The organism is Salegentibacter sp. BDJ18 (assembly GCF_017579965.1).
In the GTDB taxonomy this organism is placed as follows: domain Bacteria; phylum Bacteroidota; class Bacteroidia; order Flavobacteriales; family Flavobacteriaceae; genus Salegentibacter.
Genome location: NZ_JAFLQX010000020.1, coordinates 1 through 21,188, shown reverse-complemented (window position 1 = coordinate 21,188; position 21,188 = coordinate 1). Strand labels below are relative to the sequence as shown.

19 protein-coding genes are annotated in these 21,188 nt (G+C 36.1%); 9 read left to right on the top strand and 10 right to left on the bottom strand.

Annotation, left to right across the window (positions count from 1 at the left end; genetic code table 11):
* The first annotated feature begins 18 nt into the window (after window positions 1–18).
* Genes J0871_RS11280 through J0871_RS11265 form a run of 4 tightly spaced genes read left to right on the top strand, consistent with a single transcriptional unit; the run spans window position 19 to window position 2,379 of the window.
* Window positions 19–165 (top strand): hypothetical protein, encoded by a 147-nt coding sequence (locus J0871_RS11280; RefSeq protein ID WP_208225329.1) that lies wholly within the window; start codon window positions 19–21, stop codon window positions 163–165.
* The gene (locus tag J0871_RS11275) at window positions 104–703 is read left to right on the top strand and encodes a hypothetical protein (RefSeq protein WP_208225327.1); all 600 of its coding nucleotides are present in this window, start codon (window positions 104–106) and stop codon (window positions 701–703) included. The genes J0871_RS11280 and J0871_RS11275 overlap by 62 nt, the downstream gene beginning before the upstream one ends.
* Window positions 704–762: 59 nt before the next feature.
* Complete coding sequence (locus J0871_RS11270) at window positions 763–1,962, top strand: alanine dehydrogenase (RefSeq protein WP_075326760.1); 1,200 nt, start codon at window positions 763–765, stop codon at window positions 1,960–1,962.
* Between the two features lie 42 nt (window positions 1,963–2,004).
* Entirely contained in the window at window positions 2,005–2,379 is a 375-nt protein-coding gene (locus J0871_RS11265) for a DUF4258 domain-containing protein (protein WP_208225325.1), read from the top strand.
* 82 nt (window positions 2,380–2,461) lie between these two features.
* On the opposite strand, the gene bcp is transcribed toward J0871_RS11265, so the two are convergent.
* On the bottom strand, window positions 2,462–2,917 hold the full coding sequence (gene bcp / locus J0871_RS11260) for a thioredoxin-dependent thiol peroxidase (protein WP_208225323.1): 456 nt from the start codon (window positions 2,915–2,917) through the stop codon (window positions 2,462–2,464).
* A gap of 118 nt (window positions 2,918–3,035) precedes the next feature.
* Between bcp and nth the strand changes: the two genes are divergently transcribed.
* A complete protein-coding gene (gene nth, locus J0871_RS11255) occupies window positions 3,036–3,692 on the top strand; it encodes an endonuclease III (RefSeq protein WP_208225321.1) in 657 nt (218 codons plus the stop codon).
* Window positions 3,693–3,856: 164 nt separating this feature from the next.
* Here nth and J0871_RS11250 read toward each other — a convergent pair whose 3' ends face one another.
* Both J0871_RS11250 and J0871_RS11245 read right to left on the bottom strand, forming a co-directional pair.
* Window positions 3,857–4,009: a hypothetical protein gene (locus J0871_RS11250; protein ID WP_208225319.1), complete on the bottom strand. Its 153-nt coding sequence runs from the start codon at window positions 4,007–4,009 to the stop codon at window positions 3,857–3,859.
* Window positions 4,010–4,068: 59 nt separating this feature from the next.
* Complete coding sequence (locus J0871_RS11245) at window positions 4,069–4,653, bottom strand: sigma-70 family RNA polymerase sigma factor (protein ID WP_075326756.1); 585 nt, start codon at window positions 4,651–4,653, stop codon at window positions 4,069–4,071.
* Window positions 4,654–4,891: 238 nt separating this feature from the next.
* Here J0871_RS11245 and uvrA point away from each other — a divergent pair, with 238 nt between their 5' ends.
* Both uvrA and J0871_RS11235 read left to right on the top strand, forming a co-directional pair.
* On the top strand, window positions 4,892–7,678 hold the full coding sequence (gene uvrA / locus J0871_RS11240; RefSeq protein WP_208225317.1) for an excinuclease ABC subunit UvrA: 2,787 nt from the start codon (window positions 4,892–4,894) through the stop codon (window positions 7,676–7,678).
* Window positions 7,679–7,868: 190 nt separating this feature from the next.
* The gene (locus J0871_RS11235; protein ID WP_208225316.1) at window positions 7,869–9,074 is read left to right on the top strand and encodes a hypothetical protein; all 1,206 of its coding nucleotides are present in this window, start codon (window positions 7,869–7,871) and stop codon (window positions 9,072–9,074) included.
* Window positions 9,075–9,154: 80 nt separating this feature from the next.
* On the opposite strand, the gene J0871_RS11230 is transcribed toward J0871_RS11235, so the two are convergent.
* From J0871_RS11230 to J0871_RS11215, 4 genes are all read right to left on the bottom strand, one after another.
* A complete protein-coding gene (locus tag J0871_RS11230) occupies window positions 9,155–10,618 on the bottom strand; it encodes a polysaccharide biosynthesis C-terminal domain-containing protein (RefSeq protein ID WP_208225314.1) in 1,464 nt (487 codons plus the stop codon).
* Between the two features lie 4 nt (window positions 10,619–10,622).
* Complete coding sequence (locus J0871_RS11225) at window positions 10,623–11,912, bottom strand: glycosyltransferase family 4 protein (RefSeq protein ID WP_208225312.1); 1,290 nt, start codon at window positions 11,910–11,912, stop codon at window positions 10,623–10,625.
* 8 nt (window positions 11,913–11,920) lie between these two features.
* Window positions 11,921–14,338 (bottom strand): YfhO family protein, encoded by a 2,418-nt coding sequence (locus J0871_RS11220; RefSeq protein WP_208225310.1) that lies wholly within the window; start codon window positions 14,336–14,338, stop codon window positions 11,921–11,923.
* A gap of 79 nt (window positions 14,339–14,417) precedes the next feature.
* Complete coding sequence (locus J0871_RS11215) at window positions 14,418–14,693, bottom strand: DUF4834 domain-containing protein (protein ID WP_075326750.1); 276 nt, start codon at window positions 14,691–14,693, stop codon at window positions 14,418–14,420.
* A gap of 106 nt (window positions 14,694–14,799) precedes the next feature.
* Here J0871_RS11215 and J0871_RS11210 point away from each other — a divergent pair, with 106 nt between their 5' ends.
* On the top strand, window positions 14,800–15,774 hold the full coding sequence (locus J0871_RS11210; RefSeq protein ID WP_208225308.1) for a transporter: 975 nt from the start codon (window positions 14,800–14,802) through the stop codon (window positions 15,772–15,774).
* Between the two features lie 185 nt (window positions 15,775–15,959).
* On the opposite strand, the gene J0871_RS11205 is transcribed toward J0871_RS11210, so the two are convergent.
* The 3 genes from J0871_RS11205 to J0871_RS11195 form a co-directional block, all read right to left on the bottom strand.
* Window positions 15,960–17,225 carry an aminotransferase class I/II-fold pyridoxal phosphate-dependent enzyme gene (locus tag J0871_RS11205; protein ID WP_093302578.1) on the bottom strand — a complete coding sequence of 422 codons (1,266 nt, stop codon included), beginning with the start codon at window positions 17,223–17,225 and terminating at the stop codon, window positions 15,960–15,962.
* 146 nt (window positions 17,226–17,371) lie between these two features.
* Window positions 17,372–18,412, bottom strand: a complete 1,041-nt coding sequence (locus J0871_RS11200) for a cysteine synthase family protein (protein ID WP_208225306.1) — start codon at window positions 18,410–18,412, stop codon at window positions 17,372–17,374.
* 87 nt (window positions 18,413–18,499) lie between these two features.
* A complete protein-coding gene (locus J0871_RS11195) occupies window positions 18,500–20,560 on the bottom strand; it encodes a S9 family peptidase (RefSeq protein WP_208225303.1) in 2,061 nt (686 codons plus the stop codon).
* Window positions 20,561–20,667: 107 nt separating this feature from the next.
* Here J0871_RS11195 and J0871_RS11190 point away from each other — a divergent pair, with 107 nt between their 5' ends.
* The gene (locus tag J0871_RS11190; protein WP_346014343.1) at window positions 20,668–21,012 is read left to right on the top strand and encodes a YbaB/EbfC family nucleoid-associated protein; all 345 of its coding nucleotides are present in this window, start codon (window positions 20,668–20,670) and stop codon (window positions 21,010–21,012) included.
* Window positions 21,013–21,188: the final 176 nt, after the last annotated feature.

The window sequence follows — 21,188 nt, the reverse complement described above, 5'->3', positions numbered from 1 at the left end:
AATCTAAACTATATTATTATGAAACTTAAAGCAGTACTTTTCGCAGCAGCAATTTTTGGAGCAAGTTTTTTTGTAACTTCAACTACAGATAACGATACTAATAATGACCAAATTAAAAAACAAGCAGTGGACAAAAGAACGATCAAAGTTCCTGCTGCTGGGTAGTATAATTGCGCTTACAATCGCATTTTCACCTTATTTATTTTATTTATATGAAATTTTCCCAAGCGGTCCCGTTTGGGAAACTTCTTTATTTACATATGAAAGTAAATATTATGAAAATGTGCTTACCGCAGCCTGGACCTATTTAGGGAAAATTGTCCCTCTACTTCTTCTTCTTATTTGGTTTTTTACTTGTAAACATTGGTGGTATCATGCAATTTTGATACCTATTGCAATGTATAGTTTTCAAATTATTATTACATTTTACCAAGATTTTTATGCTCCTCAAGATGAGTTTGTAATGGACGCTAATCAACTTATTTATCTAGCTCCTTTCTTTATCATAATACTTTCATTGGTTTACCTTATCAGAATCAAAATCTTTGATCGGGTTTATGGAATTGACCTTAGCGAAATTGATGAAACCGATGTTTCTGTCTTTTCCCCTATTTCCGAAACCGATCGCAGGGAAGTTAAATCTTTCCAGGAAGAAGAGGAATATTGGGAACCACCTCAGGAAGAATACTATACCCGACTTTAATTCCCGCTGTTTTTAAAAATAGTTGTAATTTCCCTTTTCTAAAGTTTTAGCATTTAACTATGGGCAAACAGGTTTCGCCTTTTACCAAAGAGCAATTAATTCCGCAGGAAGAAACCCTGGAAATCTACAAAAACAAGGGACAGTTATTTATTGGCGTTCCTAAAGAAACCTCTTATCAGGAAAAACGTATTTGTTTAAGTCCCGATGCTGTTGCTGCAATTACAGCACACGGCCATAGGGTTATGATAGAATCTGGAGCAGGAAAATGGGCTCGATTTAGCGATAAAGATTATTCTAACGCCGGTGCCGAAATCACCAAAGACACCAGTAAAGTCTTCTCCTGCCCTACTATTCTTAAAATAGAACCACCTTCTTTAGAAGAACTGGATTTAATTAATCCGCAAACTATTTTAATTTCTGCGCTTCAGCTAAAAACCCAATGCAAAGAATATTTTCAGAAATTAGCTTCTAAACGAATAACCGCTTTGGGCTTTGAATTTATTCGGGATGACGACGGGAGTTATCCCATTGTTAGGGCGTTAAGTGAAATTGCAGGCACTGCTTCTGTATTAATTGCTTCAGAAATTATGAGCAATAATGTAAACGGTAATGGTTTAATGTTTGGAAATATAAGTGGAGTTCCACCGGTAGAGGTAGTAATTCTTGGCGCGGGTACAGTTGGTGAATTTGCCGCCCGTTCGGCTTTGGGACTGGGTGCAGGTATTAAAGTTTTTGACAGTTCGCTTACCCGGCTAAGAGATATTCAAACCAATCTTAATCAAACATTTTACACTTCTACCATTCAACCTAAAAATTTGAGTAAAGCCATAAAGCGTTGTGATGTTCTAATAGGCGCAGTTCGCGGTAAAAATCGTTCTCCGGTGCTAATTACCGAAGATATGGTAACCAGTATGAAACGTGGCGCTGTAATTATAGATGTTAGCATAGATATGGGAGGTTGTATTGAAACCAGCGAAATTACCACGCACGATAAACCAATCTTTACTAAACACAATATTTTGCATTATTGTGTTCCAAATATCCCTTCCAGGTACGCTAGAACTTCCTCACTTTCAATCAGTAATATATTTACGCCATATCTTTTACATATTGCTGAAGAAGGCGGACTCGAAAACACCTTGAGATTTAATAAAGGTTTGAGAAATGGTTTGTACTTTTACCACGGAATTTTAACCAACAAATCTATAGCCGATTGGTTTGATCTTTCTTACAGAGACATTAATTTGCTCATTTTTTAGATCAATTTCTAATCAGGTTTACTTTCTCAAATTTATAAATAGATGAAACTTATTCATAGAATTGCATATTTCTCGGTGGGCTTGTTCTTCGGGATTGTGATTTTACTTTTCTTTTTAAGCGGAAAGAAAACTTCTTGCGATTATTCTCCCGATGCCCGTGTTTTAAAGAATATAAGGATTAAAGAGCGTATTTTTACTGAAGAGGCTTTTAGCTATTTTGAGACTAATAAATTAGATACCGCCCTGGTTTCCCACAGTTTAGAAAATGGCGATGTAGACTTTAGCCGAAGCAATACCGATACCGAACCTTGTAACATTTACCTAATTACCAACAAAGTCGATTCAGCAATCCTTGAGCTTCAAATTGAAAATTGCGATAGCACGGCCACTATTCAAAAGGCAATTTTAAAAGATTAATTCTAAAAAGAATTGTCAGCCTGAGCGCAGTCAGAGAGTTTTTAAACATTTCAACTGCACCCGAGGTGACATTTGGTTCAATTTATTCAAAAAGAATTTGAGCGGTATGTTCTTTAGTTTTTACCTTTTTAATTACCTCTTCAATTTTACCATCTTCATCAATAATAAAGGTGGTTCGGTGAATTCCGTCATATTCCTTTCCCATAAATTTCTTTGGTCCCCAAACACCGTAAGCCTGGATAACTTCCCTGTCTTCATCGGCTAACAATGGAAAAGGAAATTCGTATTTATTTTTAAAATTGCTTTGTCTTTTCTGTGTATCGGCACTCACGCCCAGAATCGCATAACCTTTTTCCTGAAAACGCTCCCAGTTATCTCTTAGGTTACAGGCCTCTGCGGTGCAACCCGGAGTACTCGCTTTGGGATAGAAAAACAATACCAACTTTTTACCTTTAAAATCTGATAATTTTACTGTATTTCCATCCTGATCCTTTACTGAAAATTCAGGGGCCTTGTCGCCCGCAGCTAATGTTGTCATAATTCTTATTTTTGCAATAATTTATCCTTCGGCCTAACCAAAGGATTAGATTTAATTTTTAAAATTTCGACATAAAGGTCGAAGTTATAATCTCACTTATCGAGTAAATTTAAACAATATGACCAAACAAGAAAAGGTACAGTTCGTAATTGATACCTTAAACGATATTTATCCAGAAATTCCAATTCCGTTAGATCATAAAGATCCTTATACTTTATTGATTGCAGTACTACTTTCAGCACAAAGTACCGATGTAAAAGTAAACCAGATAACTCCCAAACTTTTCGAAATTGCCGATACCCCAAAGGATATGGTAAAACTTTCAGTAGAAGAAATTCGGGAAATTATTAAACCGGTGGGTCTTTCGCCTATGAAATCTAAAGGAGTTCACGGTTTATCTGAAATTTTACTGGATAAATACAATGGCGAGGTTCCCGCAAGTTTTGAAGCCCTTGAAGCTTTACCGGCAGTTGGCCATAAAACAGCAAGTGTGGTTATGGCACAGGCTTTTAACGTTCCTGCATTTCCGGTAGACACCCATATTCACCGCTTAATGTATCGCTGGAATTTCAGCAACGGAAAAAACGTAACTCAAACCGAAAAAGACGCAAAACGCCTATTTCCAAAAGATCTCTGGAATAAACTTCATTTACAAATTATTTGGTACGGTCGCCAGTTTTCCCCGGCAAGAGGTTGGAACCTTGATAAAGATATTATTACCAAAGAAATTGGTAGAAAATCTGTGATTAGCGAATATTATAAAAAGAAGAAATAGATTTAAAAATAAAGTGGCTGACTGAAAATCTCTTAATAACGTCATCCTGAATTTATTTCAGGATATAAGATGTTAAAGTGAAAAACATGTTAGAAGCTGAAACCCGAAACTTCGGGACAGCTTGACGAAAAACAGAGATTTTCAGACAGCCTCTTTGTCAAATACTAATTAAGAATGGTACCGAATTTAATTCCTCGGGTTTCCACCACTCTTAATGCTTTTGAATAATTTAAAAGAAACTCTACCGTTTCTTTTTTGGGATTCAAGTCCTTAAACTGATCTTTTTTTGATAGTTTTTTAGTGTAAAGTTTCCTCATTAGATAATATTTTGCGTTGGTTTCTTATTCTAACGCAATCTTTTGAGGAATATTATAGATTAGTTTGTTAAAACCAAATTATGTTTTTCAATAATCTTTCTAAGATTGATTAAAGCGTAGCGCATTCTTCCCAAAGCTGTATTAATACTCACACCGGTACGCTCAGAAATTTCTTTAAAACTCATATCCTTGTAAATTCTCATAGTAAGAACCTCTAATTGGTCTTCAGGCAATTCTTTAATGAGCTCCTTTACATCATTTTCAATCTGGTCTTTAATAATTTGAGTTTCAATATTCAATTCAGAATCACTTAAAACCGAAAAAATATTAAAGTCGCCACTATTATCAAATTTAGGCATACGTTTATTTCTTCTAAAATGGTCAATAACCAGGTTATGCGCAATTCGCATTACCCAGGGAAGAAACTTACCTTCTTCATTATATTTTCCACGTTTAAGGGTATTAATGACTTTGATGAAAGTGTCCTGAAAAATATCTTCAGCAACATCCCTGTCAAAAACTTTAGAGAAAATAAAACTATAAATTCGGTGTTGGTGCCTGTTTATAAGTTTGCTTAGGGCGATTTCATTTCCTTGCATGTATTCACGCACAAGAACAGCGTCAGTGATTTCAACGTTATTCATATCAGTTACTTTTGTTCAGGACGGTTGGGGCTCCTGAGGTTAGGTTATTTAGTTTCTAAAAGTAACTTTATGCTATAGGCAGGTGTAGTTTTATAATTTTTGAATGACCAAATATAGCAAGATATATTTAACAAAAGCAAACAAAAGTTTAAATTTTTAACATTACAATAGGATTTTTATGGCTTTTTACACTGCTTCTTATTAAGTACCTTTGCATTCCTGAACTAGAAAAATAAGCATGAATATTGACGTTGCCGAGGTAAATCCTAAAGAAAATATCATCATAAAAGGTGCAAAACTGCACAATCTTAAGAATATAAATGTAGTTATCCCGAGGAATAAATTGGTGGTAATTACCGGACTTTCGGGTTCGGGAAAATCCAGTTTAGCCTTTGATACGCTCTATGCTGAAGGCCAACGCCGCTATGTAGAAAGTCTTTCTTCTTATGCCAGGCAGTTTTTAGGCCGATTAAATAAGCCCAAAGTTGACTATATAAAAGGAATTGCTCCCGCCATAGCTATTGAGCAAAAAGTAAATTCTACCAATCCACGTTCCACCGTGGGTACATCTACGGAGATTTACGATTACCTTAAATTACTTTACGCGAGAATAGGGCGAACCTACTCTCCTATTTCAGGCAACGAGGTAAAACGAGACCGTGTGGCCGATGTAATAGATCACGTAAAATCGTTTGAGGAACGGGAAAAATTACTTTTGCTGGCTCCAATTCATATTGAAGAAGGAAGAACTCTTGCTGAAAAAATTAAGGTTCTCGCGCAGCAAGGTTATAGCCGTATTAAAGTAAAAGACGATGTTCTCAGAATAGATGAGGCAGATCTTGAAAAAATTAAAGCTGAAGACACTTTATTAGTGGTTGATAGAATTATCACCAAAGATGAGGAAGATTTTTACAATAGGTTGGCTGATGCTACCGATGCAGCCTTTTTTGAAGGAAAAGGCGAACTTTATATTGAAAACTTAAAATCAGGAAAAAAGCGCCATTTCAGCAATAAATTTGAGTTAGATGGGATTAGTTTCCTGGAGCCAAATGTGCACCTTTTTAGCTTTAATAATCCTTACGGGGCCTGCCCTAAATGCGAAGGTTATGGCGATGTAATTGGAATTGATGAAGATCTGGTTATTCCCAATACAGGACTTTCAATTTATGAAAATGCCATTTTCCCGTGGCGCGGCGATAGTATGAGCTGGTACCGCGATCAATTAGTAAATAATTCGCATAAATTCGATTTTCCAATTCATAAACCGTGGTTTCAGCTTACGCAGGAACAAAAGGATTTGGTTTGGAATGGAAATAAACATTTTGAAGGTCTAAACGATTTCTTTCAGTTTTTAGAAAGTAAAGCTTATAAAATTCAGAATAGAGTGATGCTTTCCCGCTATCGCGGAAAAACCCGCTGTAGTACCTGTAAAGGAAAGCGCTTAAGGCCTGAAGCTGAATATGTAAAAATCGCCGATCACAGTATTACCGATTTAGTGGGAAAACCTTTAGATAAAGTGCGGGAATTTTTCTCTAATTTAAAATTGAACGAATATGACCAGCAAATTGCGAAAAGACTTTTAACAGAAATCAATAACCGACTCAAATTTTTATCGGAAGTTGGTTTAGATTATCTCACCTTAAATCGAAAGTCAAACACGCTGTCTGGTGGTGAATCACAACGAATTAACCTGGCAACTTCCCTGGGAAGTAGTTTGGTGGGTTCTATGTATATCTTAGACGAACCTTCTATTGGTTTGCATCCGCGCGATACAGAACGTTTAATTGGAGTGCTTCAAAACTTGCGTGATCTTGGCAACACCGTAATTGTGGTAGAACACGATGAGGATATTATGAATGCGGCCGATGAAATTATTGATATTGGCCCCGAAGCAGGTACCCACGGCGGTGAGGTTGTAGCCACAGGAACGCTAAAACAGATTTTAAAATCAAATTCGCTTACCGCTCAATATCTTAATGGAAAAGAGGAAATACCTGTTCCTAAAGAGCGCAGAAAAGCTTCGGGAGAAATTAGGATTTTGGGAGCTAGAGAAAATAACCTTCAGAATATTGATGTAACAATTCCTCTTAAAACCTTTACCGCTATAACGGGAGTTTCAGGAAGTGGAAAAAGTACGCTGGTGAAGAAAATTCTTTATCCTGCTGTTCAGAAGAAAATTGGAGGCTATGGAGAAAAAGCCGGTCAATACACCGATATTGAAGGTGATTTTAAAAATTTAGGTAGCGTAGAATATATAGACCAAAATCCAATTGGTAGATCTTCCCGCTCCAATCCCGTAACCTATATTAAAGCTTACGACGATATTCGAAACCTTTTTTCTGATCAAAAATTATCGAATATTCGAGGTTTTAAGCCTAAACATTTTTCGTTTAATGTAGAAGGAGGCCGCTGCGAAATTTGCAAAGGTGAAGGCGAAGTTACCATAGAAATGCAGTTTATGGCCGATGTTCATTTAGAATGTGAAGCCTGCAACGGGAAACGTTTTCAAAAAGATGTGCTGGAAGTTCAGTTTGAAGGAAAAAATATTGACGATGTACTGAATATGACCATTGATGACGCCACTAACTTTTTTGCCGAAAACAAACTCGATAAAATTGTTAGAAAACTTAAACCATTACAAGACGTTGGTTTAGGTTATGTGCAATTAGGGCAAAGCTCTTCTACCCTATCAGGTGGTGAAGCACAAAGAATAAAACTGGCTTCATTCTTAGTAAAAGGCGCTACCAAAGAAAAAGCATTGTTCATTTTTGATGAGCCTACCACAGGACTTCACTTTCACGATATTAAAAAGCTATTGAAGTCTTTTAATGCCCTTATAGAAAAAGGACATAGCGTAGTAGTGATAGAACACAACATGGACCTGGTGAAATGTGCCGATCATATTATTGATATTGGCCCTGGTGGAGGAGTAAACGGCGGAAATATCGTTGCAAACGGCACTCCGGAAGAAATTATTAAATCAAAAACATCTTTTACCGCCAAGTATCTCAAAGAAAAATTATAGCTATTATTATTTCTGAAAAAATATACGCTAAACTTCATTTCTCTTGAATATTTTCTACTGAATTATTCGATTTTCTATATAAAACCTCTAAAAACAAGCTTTTTTAGAGGTTTTCTTTTTTTGGCACGCGGTTTGTATTTTATGTATTGATTCTAAGTGAGAATCACTTTAACAACATAAAACGCAAACCATGAAAAATATCGCCATTTTATTCAGCTTTTTATTTATTGGTATTTCGGCAAAGGCTGCTTCAGAAGCTATGCCTCGTAATGCCTATAATAATGCCTTTATTTTCGTTGAAAACGGCGTTGAGTTTGCCGTTTATCCCAACGGGGAATTTGATTTCTATTATAACCCGGAATTCAGAAGAACCAGTATAGTAAATATTTCTACTCCAAATATGAATATTAGTTATAACGCAGGACATAATTATGATGCGTATGTGCAGTATGACGATTATGGAGCGGTAATTCAAATTGAAAGTGTTCCGGTTTTTTATGATTACTACGGAAGAATTATTCGTGCCGGTGATGTTTTTATTGATTATAACCGTCGTGGCCGTATTGCAAGAGTTGGTGGTTTACACATTCAATACAACCGTTTTAACCGAATCACCAATTATACAGGATTTATAAATCATTATAATAATACTTATGTTTATAGACCGTGGCACCAGTATTATTCAAGACCTCGCAGTAGTGTGAGCATAGTATTTGGGCAACCTTACAGGGCTTACTATCAGCCAAACCGCGTTACTTACGTGCAACATGTGAATTATTATAATAATCATTATTCTAATAATGTGCATCAAAATTTTTACAGGCCAAATCAACAAGCGGTTTCTTATAATAAAGGAAGAAGAACTTCTGAAAGACGTGATATAAAAGATATTAGAGGTGACGAAAATCGTGTAGCTTCAAATACAAGAAATGTAAGAAGCAACGCTTATTCTGAAAGATCTAATAACTCCGCTAACAGAAGCAGAACGATTAGATCAGAAAAAAATAGTAGCACCAATTCTCGAGGAAATGCTGTAAGATCATCTAGAAGTTCTAATACTGGCGATGTTGCGAAAAGCAGAAATAACCGTACAAGAGTTGATGCAAATTCAAGTGTGAATACAAGACGAGCTGCAGTAAATACCAGTAGATCTTCTAATACAAATGTAAACTCCTCTGCAAGGAATAGCAGAACTATAAAAAGTACTCCTGCGAGGCAAACCAGTAGAGCTACAACCGCTCCAAGCTCAAGAAGAACGCAGGCTACCACCAGAAGTAGTAATAGAAGTAATAACACACAAGCGGTAAAAAGCAGTACAAATACAAGATCTTCGGCTAGAACTTCAAATTCTTCTTCACGAGGAAGAAGTTCGGCACGAAATGTGAATAACAGATAATAAAGAATTCATAATTTAATTTTTTGGTTGGTTAGTTGGAAACCCCTTGAAGCCTCAAAAGCTTCGGGGGTTTCCCGTTTTTAAGAGATTTTTATACCCAAAACCTTATTAATTATAGAATTCACTTCTGAAGAAAAATTCAGGAAATACGCTAAGCCGACATAGCTTATTCCTATTAAAATAGATTTAAGTGCGATGTTTAATATTGGATGAAAACCAAAATCCCAGAAATAAAACCCAAATGAAAGGATCACTCCGGTAAAAAGTACCAACCAGGTTTTTGAAGTAAATGGAAGGAAATTAAACTTTTTATGCACCAACCAGATTTTAGAAGAATTATATACAAAAAAAGCTATAAAACTGGCAATTGCCGCTCCTTCTATCCCGAAGCTAGGAATAAATATCAAATTTAAAACAAAGGCTACAAAAACAAGAAGAACACCTATAAACAGTACAATTCGGTAATAATCTGAATTAAAAAGAATACTGTTATTATTTCCAAGAAGATTATCATAAAGCTTCACCAGGGAGATTAATAAAACCACCAATATACTCAACTCATATTCATCGGGAATAAGTTCGTAAAGTTGTTTTACGTTAGTGATTATCAGGATAAAAATGAGTAAGCTTACAATCAATAAGTTTAAAGAACTCTTTTTATAAAGCTCTTTAAGGCTTTTTTTATTTTTGGTATTAAGGAATTCAGCCGTCATGGGGTTTGTAATTTGGTGCATAGCTTTTTGAGGCACCGAAATTACCGTAGCGATATAAATTGCAATTCCGTAGATAGCCACGTTTTCTATCGGCATAAAATACTCTATCATCACTTTATCTAAATCTAATAAAGCTGTCGCGACTGAACCCGCAATAAGAATTAGCGAGGTATATTTTAAAACCGGTGATAAGTTTTTTGGGAACTTAAAATTTAAACGCGGCAAATAGAGCGAAAACGCATAGATCTTCATTGCAATAAGTCGCAGGATAAAAACCCCGGCAATACAATAGATAAATTGATGCACTGTAATCCAGTTAAAATAAACTCCTAAAAGCAATAAACTGATGCAGAACCTATGAAAAACCTCCTTCATAAAGTTTCCGAATACACTTTTATAAAAAAGCTTAGACCAGGCGAAAAAGATCTCAAAATAGGCGGTGGCAAAAGCTATTAAAAAAATTAGCCAAATATACGGTCGAACCAATCCGTTGCCCTGGGTAAAATAATTGATTAAAAATGAATAACCAGAAGCCACTATTAATCCTAGGATTAATGAAACGATTAGCGGTAAAAACAGCACTAAATTTAGTAGCTTATCTTTTTCTTCCCTGGTTTTATAAAAAGTGAAGAATTTTATTAATGTACTGTGAACACCAAAACCCATAAAAGGCCAAAGCAAACTTGCCGCTGAAAGTAAAAAGGTCACCAACCCATAATATTCAGGTTCCAGGAAGTAAGTAAATAGAAACAAAGTATTAATCGCGCCAATCGCAAAACCAAAATAGGTGGTAATTAGGTTTTTAAAAGATTGCTTGATTATTATTCCCATAATTCTATTGGCTCTTTATTAAACTGGCCAGGTTTTGCGTAAGATTTCTTCTGTGATATTGCTGAATATCTCCTTTTATAAAATTACCGTTGCCCTTTTTATAAGCATCGTAATGTCTTAAAATTAGACTTTTAAGTCGGTCTTTTTCTGAATATTGAAAATATTCTCCAGATCTGGTTTGCTGCAATATTTGCTGAACATCCCATTTTTCGGGTCCAATAGCTAATATGGGCCTTTTTGAACTTAAATATTCAAATAACTTCCCCGGAATAATTCCGCAAGTTTCTTCGCTGTTAATTTCAATTAATAATAATAACCTGCTTTTCTGCTGAAGCGCGATTGCTTGCGTATGACTTACATAACCTAATAACTGAAGTTTCTCCCCTAATCCTACAGATTTAATTGAAGTGATTATTTCCTCACTCACCGTACCGGCTAATTTCAATTCCAGGTCTTCTGAGAAATTTAAATTCTCATTTGTAAGTTCCGCTATGGCTTTCCAAAGATTCTCGGGATTTCTTTCTGAAAGCAAGGAACCGATATGAGAAATACTGAATTTAGTATCTAATTCGTTGGTAATTGCTTCATTTTCTTCAACATCAAATCCGTTGGTAATTATGCTTATTGGTTTACTGGTTTTTTCTGCAAATTCAGCTTTTGTAGTAAAACTGGTAGTTATAATTTGATCGGCTGAATTTAAAACTTCTCGTTCAAGACGTAAGTGTTTCTTTTTGCTGGATTCAGTAAGTTTCAGCTTTTTATGATATCCAATTTGAGTCCAGGGATCTCGAAAATCGGCTATCCATTTTAAATCGAGTTCCTGCTTCAATTTTAAACCAATTAGATGCAAGCTATGCGGCGGACCGGTTGTAATTATTTTTTTAATACCTTCTTCTTTCAAATAGGTTTTCAGGAATTTCACCGATGGTTTTATCCAGAATTTCCTGGCATCAGGAATAAATAAGTTACCTCTAATAAAAAGTAGACTTTTCTGTAAAAAAGATTGATTTTTTTCAGCAGCAATAATTCCTTTGCTAATGGTTTTTGTTTGATTTTTTGCCAAAAAACCGGCTAATTGGTAAGGTTCAAAAATTGGCTTCTTAAGAATAGTTATTCCCCCCGGAATTTCATTTTTTAAAGAATTATCCAACATAGGGTAATTAGGATTTTCAGGAATATAAACCACAGGTTCAATATTAAAATCCCTTAAATACTTCACAAACTTAAGCCAGCGCTGCACGCCGGGACCGCCGGCCGGTGGCCAATAATAAGTTATAATGAGTGCCTTTTCCATTTAAGAACTTATTCCCTCTTTCGGGATTTATAGTAAAATCCGCCTAAAATAATTAAAACCAAAATTATAGAACTTGCCAGGGCAATGCTGCTTCCGGTATTTACTACTTCAGGTTCAAACCTAAAAGTCACAGTATGCTCGCCTGCAGGAATATTCATTGCTCGCAATACATAATTTGCCCTAACGTGATCTACTTCTTCCCCATCTAAATAAGCTTGCCAACCCGGTTGGTAGTACATTTCAGAGAAAACTGCAAACTGAGGCGATGAGGCATTAGTTTCATAGACCAATTCATTAGGCTGATAGCTTTGCAATTGAATTTCTGCATTTTCGATGGCTTTAAAATTTTCAGAAACTTCATCCTTAAATTCTGAATTAATTACCGCCGTATTTTTTAGATCAACTTCGTTTAAATTAAGTATTTCCTCGTTGGCAGATTCAACCCATATAATATCCTTTACAAACCAGGCATTTCCAAAAGCATTCGGATTTTGTTGTGCTTGCGGCTGACCACCTTCAGAAGGAACAATAAAGTATTTAGCATTCAGCATATTTAGAATTTCCATATTGTTTTGAGAAATATAGAAATCGTATAAATCCTGCATTCTGCCGGGTTTAGCAGCGTGATAGCCACCTATTGCATTGTGGAAATAAGAAGTTCTTCCTGTATTAAAAGGACTGCCGGAAACATCAAAAACGCGGTAGTGTGCATCGTCCTGTAAAATTTGTTGATCGGCAGCATTAGGTTGAAATGGACGATCCATCTGTCTAGCGCTTACAAAATCATCATCATTTACATAGCGTTTATCTACAGGAATTAAATCGATTAAAATTAGAAGTGCTAAAGCTGGTACTAACCAATTTTGCGTGATTTTCTTTTCAATATATAACCAAAGGGCTGCTGCTGTTAAAGCTGAAAAAATAAGTGATCGAATAAGATCTTCGGTATAAATGGCCTGCCTGTCTTCCTTTAGAGATCTTACAAAATCGGCGCCCATTTGCTGAATTAAAGCTGAATCTCCCGCACCGCTGAAATCAAATAGTACAGAACGGAAAAGCAATAAAGCTAATCCAATTCCACCTACAATTATCCCAGACCATTTAAGCGCGTGAACTTTTGTCTCTTTTTGAAGTTTGGGATCAAATAATTTAAAAAGGCCGAAAACTGCTAAAACAGGAACGCATAATTCTATAATTACCTGTATGGAAGAAACGGCTCTAAATTTAGTGTACAGCGGCACGTAATTTATAAAGAACTCGGTAAAAAATTCAAAGTTTTTACCCCAGGAAAGAATCAAGGCTAAAACACTCCCTCCAACAATCCACCATTTTAAACGTCCTCTCACAAGGTAAAGTGAAAAAATAAAGAGAAATAATACTGTGGCACCAATATACGCCGGCGCGCCTACATAAGGCTGATCGCCCCAGTAAGTAGGTGCATTTTCAGTAAAATTAGCCGCCTGTGCCGGGGATGCGCCAAGTTTGAGTAAGGAATCGTAAATTTCTGAATCTTTTCCAATATCTTCTGCATTGGAGCCGCCCATAAACCGGGGAGCAAAAAGGTTAAAAGATTCCATTATCCCGTAGCTATACTCGGTGATATAATCATAAGTTAAGCCGGCTGCGGGTTTATCTGAACCGTCGGGCGCAATGGTTAAACCGGTATCACCTCGGGTACTGTGTGCGGTGTATTCCTGAGTTGCAAGTAGATTGGTAGCATTGGCGCCTATAGCCAGTATAACCGCCACAACCATTACTCCTAAAGCTTTAAAGAATTTTGGAAGTATATGTTTTCGGTAGGCATCAATTAAATATGCAATTCCCAGAACAATTACCAGGAGGAGTAAATAATAGGTCATCTGGAAATGGTTTGCGCCAATTTGCAGCGCCATTCCAATAGCCAAGACTAAAAACCCCCATAAATATTTTTGCCTGAAAGTGAGAATAATTCCGCCTAAGACCATCGGCATATAAGCTATCGCGTGAGCCTTGGCATTATGCCCTACTCCAAGGATTATAATAAGATAGGTAGAAAACCCGAAGGCTAGAGCACCTAAAAATGCCAGTCTAAAATCTAATTTTAAGCAGAGTAAGAGAATATAAAAGCCAATTAAATAAAGAAATAGATAATCGGCAGGTCTGGGTAAAAATCTTAAAACTGAATCCAGCTTTTTAACGTAGTTATGTGGGTAGTAAGCGCCTAACTGAAAAGTTGGCATCCCTCCAAAAGCAGAATCGGTCCAGTAGGGCTCTTCGCCGGTTTGATCGCGAAAATCGTTTTGCTCTTTGGCCATCCCGATATATTGAACTATATCGCTTTGAAAAATCTTTTTTCCTTCTAGAACCGGACTAAAATAAAATAAAGAAACTATTACGAAGCCTACCAAAACGAGAAGATGCGGTAGAAACTTTTTAAGATTGGCCATCTGAAATTTTTTAGATCACTTTCTGTTAAATTGAACGGGCAGCTTCTTCCCTTTTCAATATAAAAAATTGATCCCGAAATTAATCAATTTCCTCGTAATCTATATATTCCCCAACGTTTTTATTAGAATTCCTTTTTCCTTTCGGCTTCTTGTCAATGCTAACTTTTCCTTCTTTTTTCTGTGAAGCAGGACCTTGTTGTTGCCTGAATTGTTCTTCAAAACGTTTTCCCATTTTCCGAAGGAAATATTTAAGAATAAGCGGTCCAAACCATTTAATTAGCATTTTAAAAGCAAAATATACTAATAGAATGATTAGAATCGTTTGTAATACATCGGAAAAAGAAGCTTCTAACATTTTTAGGAATTTATGCAAAAATAAAAATAAGCCTTGAGAATAGAAGCTTTGAGCTCCTAAAAAAATAATAAATCTGCTATCTTTGAAAGTAACAAACCAATCTAATATGCACTATTTAAAAGTAGGTATCGCTTTTATTTTCCTCGGAATATTTAGCGCAAATGCGCAATATACTGAAACCATAAACTCCAATCGCCCGGGAGAATCACAGGGCGCGTATGCCGTGGGCAAAAACGTTTTACAACTTGAAGCCGGTGGCTATTTCGGTAATGATAATCATACTTTATTTAATAGCGACACCGATATTTTAGGTGCCAGTTATGGGTTACGATATGGATTTTTAACTGAAATACTGGAACTTAACTTCTTTGGTTCTTTTCAGGATCAGGTTACCTCTATTCCCGTGGGAAATAGCAGTGATGAGTTTAGATTTAGCAACTTTAAAACAAATACTCTTGGCGCTAAATTCCTGGTTTTTGATCCAGGAGTTAGTGTAAAAGAGAGAAAAGTAAATTTATATAGCTGGAAGGCGAATCAACGGTTAAATCTACGTAGTTTAATTCCCGCTGTCTCGGTGTATGCCGGCGCCAATTTTAGCTGGTGGGAAAATCCCTATATGTTTGAGGGGGAATCAATAATTAGCCCTAAAGCTGCTTTAATAACCCAACATAACTGGGGCCGATGGGTTTTGGTTATGAATTTTATAGCCGATAAATTTACAGAAGAATATCCTTCTTACGGCGGGATCTTTACTTTAACCCACGCTGTTACTCCAAAATTTGCCGTTTTTGGGGAATTCCAAACTTATATAAGTGATCTATATGCCGATGATTTGGTAAGAGGTGGCGCAGCTTATTTATTTGGAAAAGATTTTCAGGTAGATATTTCTGGTCTTGTTAATTTTAAAGACACTCCTTCGAGATGGCAGGTAGCTGCCGGAGTTTCTTATAGATTCGATTTTCACGACGATGATGAATATATTGAAGACACTTATGAAGGCGACCGAAACCAACGTGGTGAAGAATTGGAAGAAACCGGATTTTATAAAGAAAATGAAGATGTTAATGGTTCTGGAAATTAATCCTGAACCTTAAATTTTTCTAAAATTCAAACATAAAAAAGCCGTTTAAAATTTCTTCTTGCTAACGTCATTCTGAACTTGTTTCAGAATCTAATTGGTATTAAACTAGACCCTGAAACAAGTTCAGGGTGACGAAAAGTGAAATTTTAAACGGCTTTTATTAATTTTTAAGAACTTAATCTTACCTATTCCTTGCTTGCCATTGCAGCAGAAACTGAAGCAGATAACCTTTTATAAGTTCCGTTTTCTAAACGTTCTCTAATTGCTGAAAAAGCAGTTAGGGTTTCTTCAATATCCTGAAGGGTATGCGTAGCGGTAGGAATCATTCTTAATAAAATAAGTCCTTTAGGAATAACCGGGTAAACTACAATAGAACAGAAAACGCCGTGGTTTTCTCTTAGATCTTTTACTAAAGCCATTGCTTCCGGAATGCTTCCTTTTAGATATACCGGAGTCACACAACTTTGGGTGGTTCCAATATCAAATCCGTTTTCTTTAAGTCCGTTTTGAAGTGCGTTCACATTTTCCCATAGCTTTTCTTTAAGCTCTGGCATTGTTCTTAGCATTTCCAAACGTTTTAATGCTCCCACCACCAATTGCATTTGCAATGATTTAGCGAACATTTGCGAACGTAAATTATATTTTAAATAATCTATAATTTCTTTATCGGCTGCGATAAATGCACCGGTACTGGCTAAAGATTTAGCGAAAGTAGCGAAGTACACATCAATCTCATCCTGAATGCCCTGCTCCTCACCTGCTCCGGCTCCTGTTTTACCAAGAGTACCAAAACCGTGGGCATCGTCTACAAAAAGTCTGAAATTATATTTTTTCTTCAGCTCAACGATTTCTTTTAATTTTCCCTGTTCACCACGCATACCAAAAACGCCTTCAGAAATTAATAAAATTCCTCCTCCGGTTTGTTCTGCAATTTTAGTGGCACGCTGCAGGTTCTTTTCTATACTTTCAAGATCGTTGTGCTTATAAGTAAAACGCTGACCTAAATGTAATCTTACACCGTCAATAATACAGGCGTGAGCATCTACATCGTATACGATCACATCTTGTTTAGATACCAAAGCATCTATGGTAGAAACCATTCCCTGGTAACCAAAATTAAGCAAGTAGGCCGATTGTTTGTGTACAAAAGAAGCTAATTCGTCTTGCAATTTTTCGTGAAGCTGAGTATGGCCGCTCATCATTCTAGCACCCATTGGGTAAGCCGAACCGTACTCAGCAGCAGCTTCAGCGTCTACTTTTCTTACTTCGGGATGATTGGCAAGTCCCAGGTAGTCGTTAATACTCCAGGTAATTACTTCTTTCCCTCTAAATTTCATTCGGTTAGAAATTGGCCCTTCCAGCTTAGGAAATACAAAATATCCTTCAGCCTGCTCTGCCCATTTTCCTAATGGTCCTTTATCTTTATATATTTTTTCAAATAAATCCCTCATCGATCTTTTTTTAGTCGAGCCGCAAAAATACTTAAAATTAGCTCAATTGCACAAAGTTATTTATTCAGCAAATTCAAATAAAAGAAAAGCATCCTACGCGGGATGCTTTTATAAACTTTATTTCTGAATAAATTTCAAAATACTTCTTATTTTATAAATTCTATAGGCTGTACCTCAATTTCATTTTTAGTATCAAAAAAGCCCTGTTCTTCCATCCAATCGTCGCTAAAGACTTTCCCCATATAACGGGAGCCGTGATCGGGGAAAATTACTACAACATTACTGTTTTCGTCAAATTCTCCTTCTTCAGCAAGTTGTTTTAATCCTTGGGTAGCTGCCCCACTGGTGTAACCTACAAATAAACCTTCGGTTTTTGCAAGTTCCCTGGCGGTATGTGCACTATCTTCGTCACTAACCTTAACAAAACGATCTATAATTTCAAAATCTGTTGCAGATGGAATAAGGTTTTTTCCCAGCCCTTCTATTCTGTACGGATAAATCTCACCAGAATCAAATTCTTTTGTTTCGTGATATTTCTTTAAAACTGAACCGTAAGCATCTATACCAATAACTTTCATTTCAGGATTTTGCTGCTTTAAATATCTAGCAGTTCCAGAAATTGTTCCACCGGTACCGCTACAAGCTACCAGGTGAGTTATTTTTCCTTCGGTTTGTTTCCAAATCTCAGGGCCTGTAGAATTAAAATGCGCATCAATATTCAGCTCATTAAAATACTGATTAATATAAACCGAGCCTTTAGTTTCTGAATGCAATCTTTTAGCAACCTGGTAATAAGATCTAGGATCGTCTGCCGAAACGTGCGCCGGGCAAACATACACCTTGGCGCCCATTGTTTTTAGCATATCAATCTTATCGTTAGAAGCTTTGGAGCTTACCGCAAGAATACATTCATAACCTTTTATAACACTCACCATAGCAATACTAAAACCGGTATTACCAGAAGTAGTTTCTATAATTGTGCTTCCCGGTTTAAGAATACCTTTTCTCTCGGCTTCTTCAATAATATAAAGTGCAATACGGTCTTTAGCGGAGTGTCCCGGATTAAAGGCTTCTACTTTAGCGAAGAATTCCCCTTTAAATTCCTGGGTTATTTTATTCAGTTGTATCAAGGGTGTATTGCCAATTAATTGCAATACATTATCATATACTTGCAAATCTTCTTTCATAAATCGAAGTTCTTTACAAAATTTGGGTTAACTATTTCACTCTTTTTAAGAGCGTAAAATCCCCCAAATTTAAGGCAAATTTTTTAATTAGTGGTCAATTCCTTCCAAATCCAGTAAAAACGCATACTCTTCGGCTACTTCTTTTAAAGCTTCAAAACGTCCGGAAGCCCCACCGTGACCGGCATCCATATTAGTATGGAACAACAATAAATTATTATTGGTCTTTAATTCTCTTAATTTCGCTACCCATTTTGCCGGTTCCCAATATTGAACCTGGGAATCGTGTAAACCTGTTGTTACCAGTAAATTTGGATAATCTTGCGCCACTACATTATCGTAAGGCGAATATTGCAGCATATATTCGTAATAATCTTTATTATTTGGATTTCCCCATTCATCGTATTCACCGGTGGTTAAAGGGATACTATCATCTAACATAGTAGTTACCACATCTACAAAAGGAACTGCAGAAATAACTCCGTTATAAAGCTGTGGCGCCATATTAATAACCGCGCCCATAAGCAAACCTCCTGCCGAACCACCCATTGCGTAAAGATGTGCTGCGGAAGTATATTTCTCCTGAATTAAATATTCTGAAACATCTATATAATCGGTAAAAGTGTTCATTTTATTGAAAAGCTTCCCGTTTTCATACCAGTTACGTCCCAAATATTCCCCACCACGAATGTGTGCGATTGCATAAATAAATCCGCGGTCTAGTAAACTTAGCCTTACCGTAGAAAAATAAGGGTCTATGGTAGAACCGTAAGAACCGTAAGCGTATTGTAGTAGCGGACTATTTTCATCTAATTTAGTTCCTTTTTTATAAACCAAACTCACCGGAATTTTAGTGCCGTCTTTGGCAGTAGCCCAAATTCTCTCAGAGAGGTAATTATTTTTATTAAAATTTTTATCTAAAACTTCCTGTTCTTTTAAAACCGTCTTTTCCCGGGTTTCCATATTAAAATCTACAACCGAAGTTGGCGTGGTCATAGAATTATAAGTAAACCTTAAAATATCAGTATCAAAAGCAGGATTTATAGAGGTATAAGCGGTATAGGTTTCATTATCAAAAGGAATATAATATTCTTCTGAATTATCCCAGCGAATCACTTTTATTTTATTTAAGCCATTATTACGCTCGCTTACTACCAGATACTTTTTAAAGATATCAATATCTTCAAGTAAATAATCTTCGCGATGCGGAATAACGTCTACCCAGTTTTCTTTTGTGGTTTTATCAACCGGGGTTTTCATAAGTTTAAAGTTGGTGGCGCCATCTTTATTGGTCATTACGTAAAAGTTATCTTCGTAATGCGCTATGCTATACTCTAAACCTCGTTCCCTGGGCTGAAAAACCTGGAATTTACCAGAGGGATCATCAGCCTTTAAAATTCGGTATTCTGTAGTTAATGTACTATGACTTCCTATAATGATATATTCCTTGGACTTCGATTTATAAACATAGGTGTTAAAAGTTTCATCCTCCTCTTCAAAAACCAGTTCATCTTCGGCAGAATCTGTCCCTAAAATGTGTTTATAAATTCGATAAGAACGGAGCGTTTGTTCGTCTTTTTTAGTATAGAAAAGCGTTTTATTATCGGCCGCCCAGGTAGAACCTCCGGTAGCATTTTCAATTTTATCAGGATAAGTTTCTCCGGTTTGCAGGTCTTTAATTTGAATGGTATATTTTCTTCGGCTTAAAGTATCTACCCCAAAAGCCACCATTTTATTATCGGGGCTCACATTCAATCCGCCAAGACTGTAATATTCAAAACCATTTGCCATTTCATTAACATCAAAAAGCAATTCTTCAGGCGCATCCAATTCCCGCTTTTTCCTTGAATAAATTGGGTAATCTTTTCCGGTTTCAAAACGGGTTAAATACCAGTAATTATTCAATTTATAGGGAACCGATTCATCATCTTCTTTTATTCGGCCTTTCATTTCCTCAAATAACCGCTGCTGAAAATCTTTGGTATGGGCAGTCATTTTCTGGTTATATTCATTTTCCTGATTTAGATAATCAATAACTTCTGGATTGTCGCGATTGTTCATCCAGTAATAATTATCTATTCTCACGTCTCCGTGAAATTCCAGGGTTTTAGGTATTTTCTTAGCTTTTGGCGGTAAAATTTCTTTTTTCAAATCTGCATTATTTTTAAGCGCTTGCAAAGGTAAGGCTTCCCAACCAAATACATAATTAGTGGGTTCAAATTAACAGGATTAAACCTGTAATTAGTAAATTTGTGTTTATTAAATTTAAAAAAGAGAATATGTTTGGAGATATGATGGGTATGATGAATAAAATCAAGGAAACCCAGCAAAAAGTTGAAGAAACTAAAGAACGCCTAAAAACAGTAACTATTGAAGAAAAATCCAGTGACGGACTTCTAAAAGTGACTATTAGCGCTACACGTGAAATTAAGAATATTAGCGTTGCTGATGAATTGATGGAAGATAAAGAACAGCTGGAAGATTATTTGGTATTAACTTTAAATAAAGCGATAAGCAGAGCTTCAGATATTAACGAAGCAGAACTTGCTGCCGTAGCAAAAGACGGGATGCCAGATATTCCCGGTTTAGATCAATTTAAATAAAATTTAATTATCTTAAATCCAGAATCTATTTCAGAATTTAAATCAAAAAAAGAGGGTGTAAATTAAACTCTGTCTGAATTGAATTATTTATTAATTTCATTCATACAGAATTATGACAACAAAAGAACAACAAGAATTCGAGAAGAAGGTACTTGACCAGTTCATGTCTGGCAAGA